Origin of the sequence: Sphingomonas sp. CFBP 13728, from assembly GCF_014841895.1 — a bacterium.
In the GTDB taxonomy this organism is placed as follows: Bacteria; Pseudomonadota; Alphaproteobacteria; order Sphingomonadales; family Sphingomonadaceae; genus Sphingomonas.
In genome coordinates, this window is sequence record NZ_JACYUS010000003.1 from 1 (window position 1) to 15,261 (window position 15,261).

At 65.7% G+C, this 15,261-nt stretch carries 12 protein-coding genes; 5 read left to right on the forward strand and 7 right to left on the reverse strand.

Annotation, left to right across the window (positions count from 1 at the left end):
- Window positions 1–261: 261 nt before the first annotated feature.
- Genes IFT67_RS12940 through IFT67_RS12955 form a run of 4 tightly spaced genes read right to left on the reverse strand, consistent with a single transcriptional unit; the run spans window position 262 to window position 5,101 of the window.
- Complete coding sequence (locus tag IFT67_RS12940; protein ID WP_192238697.1) at window positions 262–651, reverse strand: reverse transcriptase-like protein; 390 nt, start codon at window positions 649–651, stop codon at window positions 262–264.
- Window positions 651–1,880 (reverse strand): YihY/virulence factor BrkB family protein, encoded by a 1,230-nt coding sequence (locus tag IFT67_RS12945; protein WP_244647387.1) that lies wholly within the window; start codon window positions 1,878–1,880, stop codon window positions 651–653. The genes IFT67_RS12940 and IFT67_RS12945 overlap by 1 nt, the downstream gene beginning before the upstream one ends.
- A gap of 51 nt (window positions 1,881–1,931) precedes the next feature.
- Window positions 1,932–4,430 (reverse strand): ABC transporter permease, encoded by a 2,499-nt coding sequence (locus IFT67_RS12950; RefSeq protein ID WP_342450614.1) that lies wholly within the window; start codon window positions 4,428–4,430, stop codon window positions 1,932–1,934.
- On the reverse strand, window positions 4,427–5,101 hold the full coding sequence (locus IFT67_RS12955) for an ABC transporter ATP-binding protein (protein ID WP_192239121.1): 675 nt from the start codon (window positions 5,099–5,101) through the stop codon (window positions 4,427–4,429). The genes IFT67_RS12950 and IFT67_RS12955 overlap by 4 nt, the downstream gene beginning before the upstream one ends.
- A 141-nt stretch (window positions 5,102–5,242) precedes the next feature.
- Between IFT67_RS12955 and IFT67_RS12960 the strand changes: the two genes are divergently transcribed.
- Window positions 5,243–5,944, forward strand: coding sequence for an arylesterase (locus tag IFT67_RS12960; protein ID WP_342450615.1), 702 nt, complete (start codon window positions 5,243–5,245; stop codon window positions 5,942–5,944).
- 131 nt (window positions 5,945–6,075) lie between these two features.
- Window positions 6,076–6,807: a Crp/Fnr family transcriptional regulator gene (locus IFT67_RS12965; protein WP_192238699.1), complete on the forward strand. Its 732-nt coding sequence runs from the start codon at window positions 6,076–6,078 to the stop codon at window positions 6,805–6,807.
- A 3-nt stretch (window positions 6,808–6,810) separates the two neighbouring features.
- Here IFT67_RS12965 and IFT67_RS12970 read toward each other — a convergent pair whose 3' ends face one another.
- The 3 genes from IFT67_RS12970 to IFT67_RS12980 all read right to left on the reverse strand — a co-directional run bounded on the left by IFT67_RS12970 (window position 6,811) and on the right by IFT67_RS12980 (window position 8,995).
- The gene (locus IFT67_RS12970) at window positions 6,811–7,149 is read right to left on the reverse strand and encodes a WYL domain-containing protein (protein ID WP_192238700.1); all 339 of its coding nucleotides are present in this window, start codon (window positions 7,147–7,149) and stop codon (window positions 6,811–6,813) included.
- Between the two features lie 89 nt (window positions 7,150–7,238).
- Window positions 7,239–8,054 (reverse strand): transglutaminase-like domain-containing protein, encoded by an 816-nt coding sequence (locus IFT67_RS12975; RefSeq protein ID WP_192238701.1) that lies wholly within the window; start codon window positions 8,052–8,054, stop codon window positions 7,239–7,241.
- A gap of 14 nt (window positions 8,055–8,068) precedes the next feature.
- A complete protein-coding gene (locus tag IFT67_RS12980; RefSeq protein ID WP_342450616.1) occupies window positions 8,069–8,995 on the reverse strand; it encodes a transglutaminase family protein in 927 nt (308 codons plus the stop codon).
- On the opposite strand from IFT67_RS12980, the gene IFT67_RS12985 reads away from it, so the two are divergent.
- The 3 genes from IFT67_RS12985 (at window position 8,994) to IFT67_RS12995 (ending at window position 15,233) form a co-directional block, all read left to right on the forward strand.
- Window positions 8,994–9,788: an N-formylglutamate amidohydrolase gene (locus IFT67_RS12985; protein WP_192238703.1), complete on the forward strand. Its 795-nt coding sequence runs from the start codon at window positions 8,994–8,996 to the stop codon at window positions 9,786–9,788. The two genes, IFT67_RS12980 and IFT67_RS12985, sit on opposite strands and share 2 nt — an antisense overlap.
- A gap of 102 nt (window positions 9,789–9,890) precedes the next feature.
- Entirely contained in the window at window positions 9,891–12,785 is a 2,895-nt protein-coding gene (locus IFT67_RS12990; RefSeq protein ID WP_192238704.1) for a PAS domain-containing protein, read from the forward strand.
- Between the two features lie 276 nt (window positions 12,786–13,061).
- Window positions 13,062–15,233, forward strand: coding sequence for a TonB-dependent receptor (locus IFT67_RS12995; RefSeq protein ID WP_192238705.1), 2,172 nt, complete (start codon window positions 13,062–13,064; stop codon window positions 15,231–15,233).
- Window positions 15,234–15,261 lie beyond the last annotated feature (28 nt).

A 15,261-nucleotide genomic window follows, 5' to 3' on the forward strand; every position in this document is an offset into this window, starting at 1 on the left:
CGCCCACATGTCCCTTCATCTTAACCTACAATGTCAAAGAGCCGACAAAAATACCGACACTCGCATAACCCCTCCCGTAGAAGAAGCTTGCAGCATCCGGTTTTTTGCGACCGTCGCAGAAGCCGTGAGGCACTCCGCTGCGGTGACACCCCTCTAGGGCCACCTCCCGATACCGTCAAACGCTTTTTTACAGTTTCAGGTCACTTTTCGGAAAATTCAAAGCTCGCACGCTCAGTGGCGCTGAGTGTCGCCGTGTGACCCTCAGCGAGGGTGCAGTTTCGCGAGCGCAATGCCGGCAAGGTTCTGGGCTCGCCCAATATGTCGTATGCGAAGCCGGTCGAAACGGATCGCCAGTTGCTCGAACGTTACCCGGTGTGCCTCGAGCTCTACCGAGCAGCACCGCGCCGTTCCCTTGGCCTGGGTCACGACCAGCGTGGAATCGCCGATCAGCGTGATATCGCGGTCGCCGTTCATGGCTGCGACCTCCAGCGCATGAATGGCCGCCAGCCATTCGGCGTCGCTGTTGCTGCCGTTGCCCAGATCGTGGCGGTAATGCGTGACACCCTTGCGGACGACTGCGCATTCGATCGGGCCGGGGTTCGGCCGGCACCCGCCGTCGAAGAACAGCTTGGTCGACTGCCCGTAAGCCATCAGGCTTCGGTTCGCGGGTTCGTCGTCCCCTTGTCGGATGCCGTATGCTTCCGATGCGCGAGCACTGCGCCGATGGCGATCATGCCAAGACCCGCGACCGGCGAACCCCGTCGGATCGAGCGCAGTCCGCCGAGCGCCAGAAGCGATGCAGGTAAGCCTGCCTGCACGCCACTCAGATGCGCGACGGCCAAGATCCCTGCCCTGTCCGGCTCTCCGGTTCGAGCAACTGGTCGCGGCTCGACTTCGGTCGCAACCGTATCCGCGACGGCCGCACCCCGCGTTCCCATCGGCGTGGCGGCGCCGGTCGTCGTATCGCTCGTCGTCTGGTGTTCGAGTTCCGAATTCAGCTCTGCGCCAAGCAGGAAGACGTAGGCCGAGAGCCACAGCCATGTCAGCAGCACGATGACCGCGCTCAGCGATCCATAGGTCGCGCCGTAATTTCCGAAGCGCGAGACGTAGACGCCGAACCCGATCGTCGCACCCAACCAGATAATCGTTGCCGCCAGCGATCCGGGAGTCAGCCACGCCCACTTGGCTTTGTGCCGATTGGGGCCGAACCGATACAGGCATGCCGCCGCCGTGACGCCCAGCGAGGCGAGCACGCCGTAACTCACGAGGCGGATCGCTGTGAGCAGGATTTCAGGCGCGCCGGGTATCAGGCTGTCGAGCAACGCAAACGCCGCTGTCGAGAGCGCGGCGACCAGCGCCAGCAGGACGGCACCCCCGGTGATCGCAAAGGCGAGCAGGTTCAGCGCGATGAACCCTCGCGTCTCCTTCTCTTCGTAAGCGATGTTCAGCGCGGTAACGATCGACGATGCCCCCTTCGTCCCGCCGTACAACGCGATCCCAAGCGCGATGACGAGACCGAACCCCTTTTTGCCTTCCGACGTATTGACGACCGTGGCGAGTTGGTCGCCGATCACGCGCGCCGCATCTTCCGGAAGGACGTTGAACAACGCGCGGATGTTCGCGACCACCGTCGTCGTGTCCGCGACCAGGCCGTAGATCAACACGACCGACGCGAGCAGCGGGACGATCGCGGCGAACCCATAGAATGCGGTGCCGGCCGCGATCAGGCCGATATTGTCGTCGTTACCCTCGGCCCAGGTGCGCTTCAGGACCTTCCACCATTCGCTCGCCGACATCGACCAGGGGCTGGTGGCGGTATGCGCCATCGGGTGATCGGTATCGGCCAGCGTCTTGCTCCTCGGGATCGGTTCGGCGGGCAAATCCCTCCGCCCACCTAACGCGGCGCGCGCATAAACGTGCCGGATCGGCGGCTAGAGTTGCCGCAAGGCCTGCGCGGGTCGCGCACCCAGGATCGGCCATGCACCGATCAGCCCGATAGCCATGGTCAGCCCCGCCCCGCCGAGCAACGTGACAAGGACGGTCGCATAATCGGGCAGCCATTCGAACGTGAACAGCTGCGTCACGACATACCACGCCCCGCCAAGTCCCAGCAGCAGCGCGAGTACCGACAGGACGCCGCTGAGAAACGCATATTCCAGCGCCTGGACGCCAAGCACCTGCCAGCGTGTCGCGCCGAGCGTCCGCAGGATCACGCCGTCATACGTACGCGCCTCCCGCGCCGCCGCGATCGCCCCGATCAGCACCGCGATACCGGCGAGGATCGCGACCGACGCGGCGGCGGTAATCGCCTTCGCCATCTGCGTCACGATTGCCCGCACCTGGCCCAGCACGCCGCGGACCTCGATCACCGAGACCGACGGGAAGTGGGGTAGCAGCGCGCGCATCACCATCGACTCTTGCCCGGGCGCGAGATCGATCGTCGCAGCAAGATTATGCGGCGCGTCCTCGATCGCATTGGGCGAGAAGACCATCACGAAATTGAAGCCCAGCGTATCCCAGCTAATCCGGCGAAGGGACGCGATCCGCGCGGTCCGCTCGACCCCGAGCAGCGTGTAGCTCAGCGGGTCGCCGATCTTCAGGTCGAGAACCTTGGCCAACCGCTCGTCGATCGAAACCAGGGGCGGTCCGCGGTAATTGCGCGGCCACCAGCGGCCTGCGGTCAGTTCGCTTCCCTCTGGCAGGGTCGCCGAATAGGTCAGGCCGCGCTCGCCCCGCAACGCCCAGGCGCCCTCGGGCAGCGCCTTGAGGTCGGCAACCCGCGTCGTACCATAGCCCGTGATGGTGCCGCGCATCGCGGGCACGGTCCGGATCACCGGGTGCGTCGCGATACCCTCGATCGTGCGGCGAAATTCGGCTTCGCGGTCGGGGGGCACATCGAGCGCGAACAAGGCCGGTGCACGGTTCGGCACGGTGCGCGCGATGTTGGCATCGATGCTGGTACGAATGCCTGCGAGCAGGACGAACAAGGTGAGACCGAGGCCGAGCGCGACGACCAGCGTGCCCGTCCGCGCGCCGGGACGATGCAGCCCGGCAACCGCAAGCCGTAACAAAGGGCGCCTGGACCTCGGCAGCAGTGCCGCGCCGCGCCGGACACCCCATCCGAACAGAGCGAGCATCGCGAGGACGGCAGCGATGGCCGCGAGGAACCCGGCGCTGAGCAATGGCTGTTCGGCGGTCGACAGCGCCAGCGCGACGACGGCGGCGCCCGCACCCAGGACCCAAGGCAAGGTTTGGCGCAGCGGAACGCGGCGCTCGCCCGGCAGTCCGCGCAACAGCCCGGCGGCAGGAATACGTCCGGCCTCGATCAGCGGTGGCGCCGTGAAGGCCAACGCGATCAGCATGCCATAGGCGGCGGCAAGCACGAGCGGTGCGGCCTGGACGGTGAACCGGGGTGCGACCGGCAGGACGTCGCCCGCAAGCCAGACGATCAACGGCACGGTCACGAGACCCGCGATCAGTCCGGCAGCGATTCCCATTGCCGCGACGACCGCGACCTGCAGCACGTAGATCCGCGCCACGATGCCCGACGTTGCGCCGAGCACCTTCAACGCGGCGATGCTGCCACGGCGCGCGGTCAGGTAGGACGATACGCCGTTGCCGACACCAATCCCGGCGATGACCAGCGCAGAGAGGCCGACGAGCAGAAGGAACTGCCCCATCCGGTCGACGAAACGCTCGGCGCCGGGTGCGGCCCGATCGCGGGTCTTGGTTTCCCAGCCGCCGGTCGCGAACGCCGCCTTGAAGCGATCGGTTGCCGCTGTCGGGGAGGCTCCCGTCGGCAGGCGGATGCGGTATTTGCTCTCGTACAGGCTCCCCGGCTGGACAAGCCCGGTTCGGGCGATACCGTCGAGCGACACGATCGCGACCGGGCCAAGCGTGAAGCCCTCCCCCAGCCGGTCCGGCTCGCTCGTGACGATGCCGCCGACGGTGAACGCCGCGGTTCCCAGTCTCAGTTGCGCGCCGCGCCCGATCCCAAGCCGCTCCGCCAGCGCCGGTCCGATCAGGACGGTGTTCGCATCGAGCGATTTCGCGGACGTTTCGCCACGCACTGCCAGCGTGCCGTACAGGGGATAAACGGCATCGACGCCCTTGAGTTCGATCGGCACGCTGTTGGTGCCGCGCACCGCCATCGCCTGCATCCGGACCGTTTCGGAGACGGTGCCAAGGCGTGCCATCGCGGCGCGCTCGGCTTGCGTGGCGGCACGTTGCGAGGCCGCGAACTCGACGTCGCCGCCCAGGATCGCGCTCCCGCGAGACGCAAGTTCCGTGTCGATCGCCTGCGTCAGGCTGCCGATCGCCGCCAACGCGCCAACCCCGAGGAACAGGCAGGCGAGCAACAGCCGAAGTCCGCGGAACCGCAGGTCGAGTTCACGCCGCGCAAGCCGCCACGCCAGCCGCCAGTCGCTCACCGTTGGTGGTCCGTCAGGATGCGGCCGTCGGCAAGTTCAACGATCCTGTCGCAGCGCGCCGCGAGGACCGGGTCATGCGTGATCACGATCAGCGTCGCGCCGGTGGCCGCGCGGCGATCGAACAGCAGGTCCATGATCGACGCGCCGGTCGCGGCATCGAGGTTGCCGGTAGGCTCGTCCGCGAACACGATGTCCGGCCGTGGCCCGAGCGCGCGCGCGATCGCCACGCGCTGCTGTTCGCCGCCCGACAATTGGGTCGGATAATGGCCGATACGATGCGACAGCCCGACCGCATGCAGTTCGGCCTCCGCCCGATCGAACGCGTCCGCCATCCCGGCGAGTTCCATCGGCACGGCGACGTTCTCCAACGCGGTCATCGTCGGCAGCAGATGGAACGCCTGCAGGACGATGCCGATGCGACCCCGGCGCGCGCGCGACAACGCGTCCTCGTCGAGCGCCCCGAAATCCAGCCCGGCAACCCGAACGCGACCACCGCTCGCCTGTTCGAGCCCCGCCAGGATCGCCATCAGCGAAGACTTGCCCGATCCCGACGGTCCGAGCAGCGCGGTGCTGGTATCGCGCGCGATATCGAGGTCGATACCCTTCAATATCGTCGTCGCCGCGGTCGATGCGCCTAGGGTCAGGGTGACATCGCGGATCGAGATCACCATGTCCCCACCAGCAAGCTCTTGGTCCTTGGCGGCAGGCTGTAGGTCGTCGGCAGCGAGCGCGGGCGCAATGTCAGTCATGGGCGGTGGGAGATCTTCACGTTGGAGCAAAATCGAAACGGCAGACGCTGGACACTCTATGGGGTGGGCGCGCTGCTTCTCCAAGCGGCGTTGCTGACCGGCTGCGACAGGCACGATGCGCCGCCCGCCCCTGCGCAGGTCGAGAATACCGCGGTGCCGGCCCCTGCCCCCGTGGCCGCGACCCCGGCGCCAAGCGGACCGGCTCGCCTGATCCTGGCGTTCGGCGACAGCCTGTACGCCGGATACGGCCTCGATCGCGGCCAGAGCCTGCCCGATGCCGTGCAGAACAGGCTGCGACGCGACGGGATCAACGCTACCGTCGTAAACGCCGGCGTATCGGGCGACACCAGCGCGGCGGGGCGGCAGCGGTTCGCCTTCGCGCTCGACAACCTGCCGCGCAAACCGGACCTCATACTCATCGGGCTTGGCGGAAACGACGTCCTGCGACAGATCGCCCCCGCCGAGACGCGCGCGAACATGACCGCGATGCTGGAGGAGGCAAAACGTCGCGGGATCCCGACGATGCTGACCGGGATGATGGCACCGCCGAACCTCGGCCCGGAATACACGTCGCAATTCAATCGGATATGGCCCGACCTTGCCAAGGCATACCATGCATCGCTCTACCCTTTCATTCTCGACGGCGTGATCGGCGACGCCAAGCTGATGCAGGCGGACCGGGTTCATCCTAACCCCGTCGGCGTGGATCGCATCGCAGCACGCGTTGCGCCACTCGTCGAAACGGCGTTAGGACAAGGTAGCTAGGATCGGTGCGACACCGGCACCATCGCCTGGTAAATCTACCAGGCGGTGACGGTGCATCGCACGCTGAAGGTAACGGGCTATGCTGTCGAGCGAACAGCAGGCGTGGCGCAGAAAAAGGGACTCGAATGCAATTGAGCGGTTTGATCGCACGGCTGGGGCGACATCTGGATCTCACCGAGGCGGAGCGCGAGGCGATCCTCCATGCCGAAAGAGGCGAGCGGCGGCTGAAGGCCGGCGACGTATTGATGGCGGAAGGTGGCGAAAGCCACGCCTTGTACGTCGTCCGCCAGGGGTGGCTGCATTCCTCGACCAAGCTCGTCACGGGTGGCAGGCAGATCCTGCGGTTCCATTATGCGGGCGACCTGATCGGCACGTCGAGCATGGCATGGTCGCAGGCGGCGGCTACGCTCACCGCGATCTCCGATTGCACCGTCATCGAGATGCCGAAGACCGAACTCGGTCTCCTGTTTCGCGCACAACCACGGATCGGCGGGCTGCTTTACGCGATCGCCGCCGCCGAGAATGTCGCGATGAGCGATCGGCTGACCACGATCGGGCGGATGGGCGCGAGCGAGCGGTTGTCGACGTTGCTCCTCGATATCATCGCACGATTGCGGGTGACGGCCGGCGGGATCGTCGACTCGTTCGATCTGCCGCTGACGCAGACCGATATCGGCGATGCGCTGGGTCTGACCAAGGTCCACGTCAACCGGACCATTCGCGCGCTGGAAAAGACCGGCGTGATCGAACGGACCGGCCGCCGCGTGAAGATCATGGACGAAGCCGCACTGGTCGCCGCGACCGGGTTCACCGATCGCTATGGCGAGATCGAGACCGCCTGGCTGCCTGCCGCGGCGGCGTAGGAATCAGGTACGGTCGACGACGAACAGCGTGACGCGGTCGTACTTGATGTCGCCTGGATTGAAGATCGCGTCGGGCACGAACGAACGATCGGTGACCGCGATGTCCTTCAGGCCGGCAAGCTTGAACGTGCCGAGCTTGATTTCCTTGGGCGGTTGACCGTCGCGCTCCAGCGTAACCGCATCGACGAACACGTCATCGTGCTTGGTGTACAGGATGTGCGGCGCCAGCGTGCAGACCATGCGGTTATACGTCGCGGTGATGCACTTGCGCAGCGCGATCGCCTGCAAGAGCAGGGCGTTCGCGTTGGCCGGGGCGGACTGGTCGTCGGGGGTCGAGGTCATGTTGTGCATCGCAGCATAAGTTGAAGGATCGAAGCCGTTAGGCCCAACGCGGCGGTCGCGACAAGGGATAACTTGTCGCCGAGGCAGCTTTAGGCCGCCGACACGACCTCGTCGGTATGCACGTCGAAGCCGACCAGCCGCGCAGGACCGAAGGTGGTCGTGAGCGCCGTATCGGTCGCGTCCCTGCCGCGTGCCATCAGGATCCGGCCGATCCGCGGCCGATTGTGGCGTGCATCGAACGTATGCCATGTTCCGCCGAGATACACGTCGAACCACGCCGAAAAGTCCATCGGCGCGTCGACCGGGGGGATGCCGATGTCGCCGAGGTAGCCGGTGCAGTAGCGGGCGGGGATGTTCATGCAGCGGCACAACGTGATCGCGAGGTGGGCGAAATCGCGGCACACGCCCTGGCGCTCCTGGTAGACGTCCCACGCCGTCTTGGTCGGCCGGGCATAGTGATAGCCGAACTCGACATGATTATGCGCAAAGTCGACGATCGCCTGGACCCGCTGCCAGCCTGCCGGGACGTGCCCGAACAGCGACCATGCCGTCTCCGACAGACGATCGGTCTCGCAATACCGGCTGCCGAGCAGGAAGATGAGGATATCGTCGGGCAGATCCTCGACGGCGTGCTGGATCGCATCCGGCGTCACCGGGTCAGTCTCGCCGCTGTCCTCGATCGTGAAGTCGCACGATAGCGTCAGGCCGCCCTTGGGAACGGTGATCCGCGTGCAGACGTTGCCGAACGCGTCGAGATAATCATACGCCGGTACATCGGGGTCGTCGACGATCCGGTGCGGGGTGACGAGATCCTTGTTACGCGATGGGTGGATGCTCAACATCGTCAGCATCGGTGTCGCGACGTCGGTTTCGAAGCGGATGGTATAGCCAGCGCGGATCAGCATCGAAGTCCCCCTTATCAAACCGTTAGCGATGAGTGTTGATAGTCTGCGGCGACCTCGTCGACGGTGATGTCGACCGACACACTCATGTCGAGAAAGCTTCCCGGAAAGCCGCTCCAGGTGCCGGAGACCGGCACTGCCTGATAGATGTCGCGCGCGACCGCGACACGGACGAGGCCGCGGTTGCCGACGATGCCGTTGGTCGGATCGAACTCGACCCAGCCCGATCCGGGCAGGTACACGCGAACCCAGGCGTGCGTATTGCCGCCGCCGGTCCGCTGCTCTCTACTTGTCGGATTGTAGACATAGCCCGAGATGAACCGCGCCGCGAAGCCGAGCGCGCGAACCGCCTCGATCATCAGCATCGCGTAATCCCGGCAGGTGCCCTTACGCTTGGCCAGCGTCTCCATCGGCGACTGCGTGCCCTTCTCGGGGCGCGGGACGTAGGTGAACTCACGCCGGATCGTCGCCGTCATCTCGGACAGCATCGCGAGCGTATCGGTGGGGCCGCCGGTCCCGACGAACCGCCGTGCCCAGGTGTCGATCTCGCGCAACGGATCGTGATGCTGGCGCTCGATCGAACGAAGCAGGTCGGGCATCTCCTCTGACGAATAGGTGAAGGGATACAGCCGCGCGTAATCCTCGATATCGACGTCCTGCAACTCGGCCGGGGTGTGGAGAAGACGCACCGTACTGTCGATGACCAGCTCCCGCGCGCGCTTTTTGAAAGTAGCGATCGCGACCGAATTGCCGAACACGTCCTGCAACCAGCGGACATCGGAGGGCTCGGGGCTGATCGTCAGTTGCGCATCGATCAGATGCTGATCGTAGCTCTCACGGGGGCGAACCATGATCCGGTGCTCGCCAAACGCAACCGGATTGCGGTACGAGTATTTGGTTACATGAGAGAGCGTTAGAGATGGCATCCGGGATCCACGTCGCATGAACAGCAATGTCAGCCAATCGCTGCTTACGACCGAGGATACCTCTCCGGTCACGGTGATCAACCCGGCAGGCGCATCATCGTTCCTGCTGATCGGCGATCATGCGGGAAAGGCGGTTCCGGCACGGCTGGACTCGCTGGGGCTCGGCGATGCGGATCTGTCGCGCCACATCGGCTGGGACATCGGCATCGGCGAGCTTGGCGTGCTGCTGGCCGAGCGGCTCGATGCGGTGTTCGTGCGCCAGACCTATTCGCGGCTGGTGATCGACTGCAACCGCAGCCCCGATCAGCCCGACGTCATCGCAACGGTCAGCGACGGGACGCTCGTTCCGGGCAACGCGGGGCTGACCGAGGCGGAGCGCGCGGCACGCTTCGCCGAGATCCACGCGCCCTATCACGCCGCGATCGCCGCCGAACTCGCGCGTCGCGATGCACTGGCCATGCCGACGGTCGTGATCGCGCTGCACAGCTTCACGCCCATGATGAGCGGCCCGATGCGCGATCAGGCACGCCCCTGGCAGATCGGCATCCTCCACGACGGCGGCGATACCGTGTTCGCACACGCCCTGCTCGACGTGCTGCGCAGGGAGCCGGACCTCACCGTCGGTGACAACGAACCGTACCGCATGGACCTGATCGACTATACGATCCCGCGTCACGCCTACCCTGCCCGCGGCTATGCCGAGATCGAAATCCGGCAGGACCTGCTGGGTTCGGCCGCCGATTGCGATGCCTGGGCGGATCGCCTCGCGCGGCTGCTTCCACTGGCGCTCGAAAGGGCGGGCAGGATCTGAACGCGCATGATCCGAGCCACCGTGCGGGATCGTCTTTCCCGTTGATGCGTTTGCTCGCCGGCCTTGTCACGTGAGGTCGCGCCCTCCGACGTTCGAGATATAATGCAGCGACCAAAGACCACGCCGAATGCCGTAATCCCGGCGCAGGAGCGTTATCAGGCGTTGTTCGAGGCGATCGACGCGGGACTGTGCATCATCGAGATGATGTTCGAGGGCGAACGCGCGGTCGATTACCGTTTCGTCGAGGTCAACCCGCAGTTCGAAAGCCAGACCGGACTGGTCGACGCCGTCGGCCGAACGGCAAGCGAACTCGTCCCCGATCTCGAGCGGTTCTGGTTCGATACGTACGGCCGCGTCGCGCTGACCGGCGAACCCGCGCGGTTCGATCACGGCTCGGAACCGATGGGACGCTGGTTCGACGTTCATGCCTTCCCGGTTGGCGACGGCTCGCCGAGGATGGTGGCAATCCTGTTCAACGACGTCTCCGCACGCCGCCGCGCGGCGATCGCGACGCAGGAGAGCGAAGAGCGCCTCAACCAAGCGCTCGCGGCGGGAAATGGCATCGGCACCTGGGACTGGGACGTTCCCAACGACCGGGTCAAGGCAGACGAGCGCTTCTCACGGCTGCACGGCGTTCCGGCAGAACTTGGCCGGAAGGGCGCGCCGCTCGAGCTGTTCTTCGGCAAGATCCACGCCGACGACCTCCCCGGCACGCGCGCGGCGGTAGCCGATGCGGTCGGGGCCGGCGGTGACTTCGCGGTGGAATATCGCCTCGTCCAGCCGGATGGTGCGATCCGGTGGGTGGCGGCGCAAGGCCGTTGTCGGCTCGCGCCGGACGGTACCGCGCTGCGGTTTCCCGGCGTCAGTTTCGACATCACCGAGCGCAAGCAGGCGGACCTGCGCCAGCGCACCCTGCTCGAACTGAGCGACGCGATCCGCGACCTCCATCATCCCGAAGAGATTGCCTATGCCGCCTCGGAAATCCTCGGCAAGGCGCTCCAGGTCAGCCGCATCGGTTACGGCATCATCGACAAGGCGAACGAGACGATCACGGTCGAGCGCGACTGGTGCGCGCCCGGTATCGCGACGCTCGCCGGTACGCTCGATTTTCGCGCCTATGGATCCTATGTCGAGGATCTGAAGGCCGGCGTGACGGTCGCGATCGCCGACGTCGACTGCGACGACCGAACGCGGGACACCGCGGACGCGTTGCGGGGGATCAGCGCATGGTCGTTCGTCAACATGCCGCTGGTCGAGCAGGATGACTTCGTCGCGCTGCTCTACGCGAACCACGCGACCGCGCGGGTGTGGAGCGACGACGACCTGCTGTTGATGCGCGAAGTCGCCGAACGTGTCCGTACGGCCACCGAACGTCTGCGTGCCGAAGACGCGCGACGGGTGAGCGACGAGCAGTTCCGCGTATTCGCCGAGGCCGTCCCCAATCAGATTTGGGCCGCGCGTCCCGACGGATACCTTTATTGGTTCAACCAGCAGGTCTATGCCTATAACGGCCTCGAACCGGGCGGACTCGACGGGACGCAAGTCTGGGGCAGCATGCTGCATCCAGACGACCTGTCGCTCGCCGCGGACCGCTGGAGCCATTCGCTGGCGACCGGCGAGCCGTATTCGGTCGAGTTCCGCGTGCGCGGTGCCACCGGGGAATACCGATGGTTCCTCGTCCGCGCGGAACCGGTGCGTGCCGGCGACGGTACGATCCTTCGCTGGGTCGGCACCAATACGGATATCGACGAGAGCCGCCGCCAGACCGCCGAACTCGCGCGGTGGAACGAGACGCTCGAGGAACAGGTGGCCGAACGCACGCGCGAGTTGATGGTCGTCGAGGAAGCTCTCCGCCAGAGTCAGAAGATGGAGGCAGTCGGCCAGTTGACCGGCGGGATCGCTCATGATTTCAATAACTTGCTGACCGGTATTACCGGCAGCTTGGAACTGCTCGGGATCCGCATCGCGCAGGGGCGGCTGAACGACGTCGAGCGCTATTCGCTTGCCGCGCAGGGGGCCGCCAAGCGTGCCGCCGCGCTCACCCACCGCCTGCTCGCCTTTTCGCGCCGGCAGACGCTCGATCCGAAGCCGACCGACATCAACCGGTTGGTATCCGGACTGGAAGATCTGGTGCGGCGGACCGTCGGCCCCGAAGTCGAGGTCGAGGTCGTCGAAGCGGTCGGGCTGTGGGCGACCCTGGTCGATCCTAACCAGCTCGAGAACGCACTGCTCAATCTGTGCATCAACGCGCGCGATGCGATGCCGGAGGGCGGGCGACTAACGATCGAAACCGCCAATCGCTGGATCGACGCGAGGACGGCACGCGAACGCGAACTCGATGCCGGCCAGTATGTGTCGCTGTGCGTATCGGACACCGGCACCGGCATGACCCCGGACGTGATCGCCAAGGCATTCGATCCCTTCTTCACCACCAAACCGCTCGGGCTCGGCACGGGGCTGGGCCTGTCGATGATCTACGGGTTCGCGCGGCAGTCGGGCGGTCAGGTGCGGATCTATTCCGAGGTCGGCGAAGGCACGAACGTCTGCGTCTACCTGCCCCGCCATTTCGGCGCCGCCGAGCACGGCACGACCGAGGTCGAACTGTCCGACGCACCGCGCGCCGAGGCTGGCGAGACGGTGTTGGTGGTCGATGACGAACCGACCGTGCGGATGCTGGTGGTCGAGGTTCTGGAGGAACTGGGCTATGCGGCGATCGAGGCAGCGGATGGCGCGGCGGGATTGAAGCTGCTGCAATCGGAACTGCGTGTCGACCTGCTGGTCACGGATGTCGGCTTGCCGGGCGGCATGAACGGACGACAGATGGCGGACGCAGCCCGCATTGGGCGGCCCGACCTCAAGATCCTGTTCATCACCGGCTATGCGGAGAACGCCGTGGTCGGCAACGGCCATCTCGATCCCGGCATGCATGTGATGACCAAGCCGTTCGCGATGGAGGCGCTGGCCGGGCGGATCAAGGAACTGATCGTCGCGGCGTAGGCGGCGCAGAGGCACACGTTGGGCCTGTCCGGTCCGTTACCAATGCCCTTCTGCACTCTGCACGGTCGGGCGGGACGACCGTCGCCCACCCTGCCACGATCCAGCCTTCGCCAGACGGCATGGGACGATCGTGTCACCGTTACGCGCTGCACTAACCCATGTTGCCCTGCGGCAACAGCACGGGCGGGATCGTCGAACATGGCATCCTTGTCACTTGATATGATGTATCATCAAATATACCCGCATTGTCGTACAGGGACGACACAAGGGAATTTCATGAAGACGATGCTGTTCGGCGCCACCGCCCTGGCTGCGCTCCTCTCCTCGCAAGCTCATGCGCAGACCTCGACGCAGGGTAGCGACTCCGCGGCGCCCGCCCCCGCTTCCACCTCGGTCGGATCGACCAACCAGCGTGACATCATTGTCACCGCTCCGATCCAGACGAGCGAGCGCGACGTCTTGCAGGGCACCACCGTCCTGACCGGCCAGGAACTCACCCGCCAGCTGCGTCCGTCGATCGGCGAGACTCTCGCGCGCCAGCCCGGCGTATCGGCATCGTCGTTCGGCCCGAGCGCCTCGCGTCCGATCCTGCGCGGCTTCCAGGGTGACCGCATCCGCGTGCTGACCGACGGGATCGGCTCGATCGACGTGTCGAACACCTCAGTCGACCACGCCGTCATCATCGACCCGCTGCTCGCCGAGCGTATCGAGATCCTCCGCGGCCCCAGCGCGCTCCTGTACGGCACGTCCGCAGTCGGCGGCGTCGTCAATGTCATCGACACGCGCATCCCGCGGTCGGTGCCCGAGAACGGCTACCGCGTGAACGGCATCGCCAACTATGGTTCGGCGGCCAACGAGCGCTCCGGCGGGATGGCGGGCGACGTCGCGGTCGGCCAGCATCTCGTGCTGCACGCGGACGGCTCATACCTGAAGTCGGGCGACCTGCGCACCGGCGGCTACATCCTGTCGCGCGACGCCCGCGCGCAAGCCTTGGCGACGGCAGCCACCACACCCGTTGATCCCAACGACGCCGAGTCGATCGACTATGCCGCATCGGCACGGTTGAAGGGCAAGCTGCCCAACACGCAGGCCGAGACGTGGACCGCGGGCGCCGGCGCGTCGATCATCACCGACAACGGCAATCTCGGCATTTCGTACAGCCACTATGACAGCCTGTACGGCGTGCCGATCCGCTACGCCACGCAACCCGGCCAGGAGCAGGAGGCGCCCCGCCTCGACGTCGTCCAGAACCGCGTCGACCTGCGCGGCGAGATCGATACCGGCGGCGACGTCATCAGCAAGATCCGCATCCGCGCCGGGCAGGCGAGCTATCGCCATTTCGAGCTCGAGGAGGACAACTCCGTCGGCACCGCCTTCTACAACAAGGGCCTCGAAGGACGCCTGGAGGTCATTCAGGCGAACCGTGGCGGCTGGCAGGGCGCATCTGGCGTGCAGTTCTACAACCGCATCTTCAACGTGGTCGGCGACGAAGCCTTCCTGCCGAAGAACGAGACCAACCAGACCGGCCTCTTCACGCTGCAACAATATGAGGCCGGCAAGTTCCGCGCCGAAGGCGGCGTACGCTATGAGATCACCGATCTCGCTGCGCGCACGCCCGAGGACGATCTGCGCTTCTTCCGTGGCAGCCAGAGCTATCATTCGGTCTCGGGTTCGCTCGGCGCCTCCTATGCTCTGACCGACAGCATCCGCGTCGGCCTGAACGGCTCGCGGACCGAGCGTGCGCCATCTGCCGAAGAACTGTTCGCGAATGGCGCGCATGCCGGGACGCAGGCCTACGAACTGGGCAACCCGAACTTCCGGCTTGAGAAGTCATGGGGCCTCGAAGGCACGCTGCACGCGCATGGCGACGGCTTCAGCTTCGACGCATCGGCCTATTACAACTGGTTCTCGAATTACATTTCGGAGAACCAGGTCGCGTCGACGGTCTGCCAGGCGGCCGCCGATCCGTCGGGCCGCACCGTCGACCTGCCCTGCTTCCAGTATCAGCAGGCCGACGCGCGCTATTACGGGTTCGAGGCGGATGCATCGGTGAAGGTCGCGCAAATCGGCGGTTATGCGGTCAACGCCGACGTGCTGGGCGACTACGTCCACGCGAACATCGTCGACCAGGGCGCGGTCCCACGCATTCCGCCGATGCGCGTGCTGGGCGGTATCGAGGCGCAGGGCGACCGGATCAACGGCCGCGTCGAGGTGGAGCACGTGTTCGACCAGAACCGCATCGCCGCGTTCGAGACGAAAACCAACGAGTACACGATGGTCAACGCCTCGATCGGCCTCAGCCCGTTCGGAAAGGATTCGAAGACGACGCTGTTGCTGAGCGCGAACAATCTGTTCGACGTGAACGCCCGCCGCGCGACCAGCTTCCTGAAGGACTTCGCGCCGCTTGCAGGTCGCGACTTCCGCGCGACGCTCCGCTTCGGGCTGTAAGTTGGGTTAAATCCTCCTCCGCCCTTCC

What these genes read in the sequence shown, in the direction of transcription:
- IFT67_RS12940 (WP_192238697.1), bottom strand. Translation starts at nt 651, where the DNA reads ATGGCTTACGGGCAGTCGACCAAGCTGTTCTTCGACGGCGGGTGCCGG.
- IFT67_RS12955 (WP_192239121.1), bottom strand. Translation starts at nt 5,101, where the DNA reads ATGGTGATCTCGATCCGCGATGTCACCCTGACCCTAGGCGCATCGACC.
- IFT67_RS12970 (WP_192238700.1), bottom strand. Translation starts at nt 7,149, where the DNA reads ATGACCTCGACCCCCGACGACCAGTCCGCCCCGGCCAACGCGAACGCC.
- IFT67_RS12975 (WP_192238701.1), bottom strand. Translation starts at nt 8,054, where the DNA reads ATGCTGATCCGCGCTGGCTATACCATCCGCTTCGAAACCGACGTCGCG.
- IFT67_RS12985 (WP_192238703.1), top strand. Translation starts at nt 8,994, where the DNA reads ATGAACAGCAATGTCAGCCAATCGCTGCTTACGACCGAGGATACCTCT.
- IFT67_RS12980 (WP_342450616.1), bottom strand. Translation starts at nt 8,995, where the DNA reads ATGCGACGTGGATCCCGGATGCCATCTCTAACGCTCTCTCATGTAACC.
- IFT67_RS12990 (WP_192238704.1), top strand. Translation starts at nt 9,891, where the DNA reads ATGCAGCGACCAAAGACCACGCCGAATGCCGTAATCCCGGCGCAGGAG.
- IFT67_RS12995 (WP_192238705.1), top strand. Translation starts at nt 13,062, where the DNA reads ATGAAGACGATGCTGTTCGGCGCCACCGCCCTGGCTGCGCTCCTCTCC.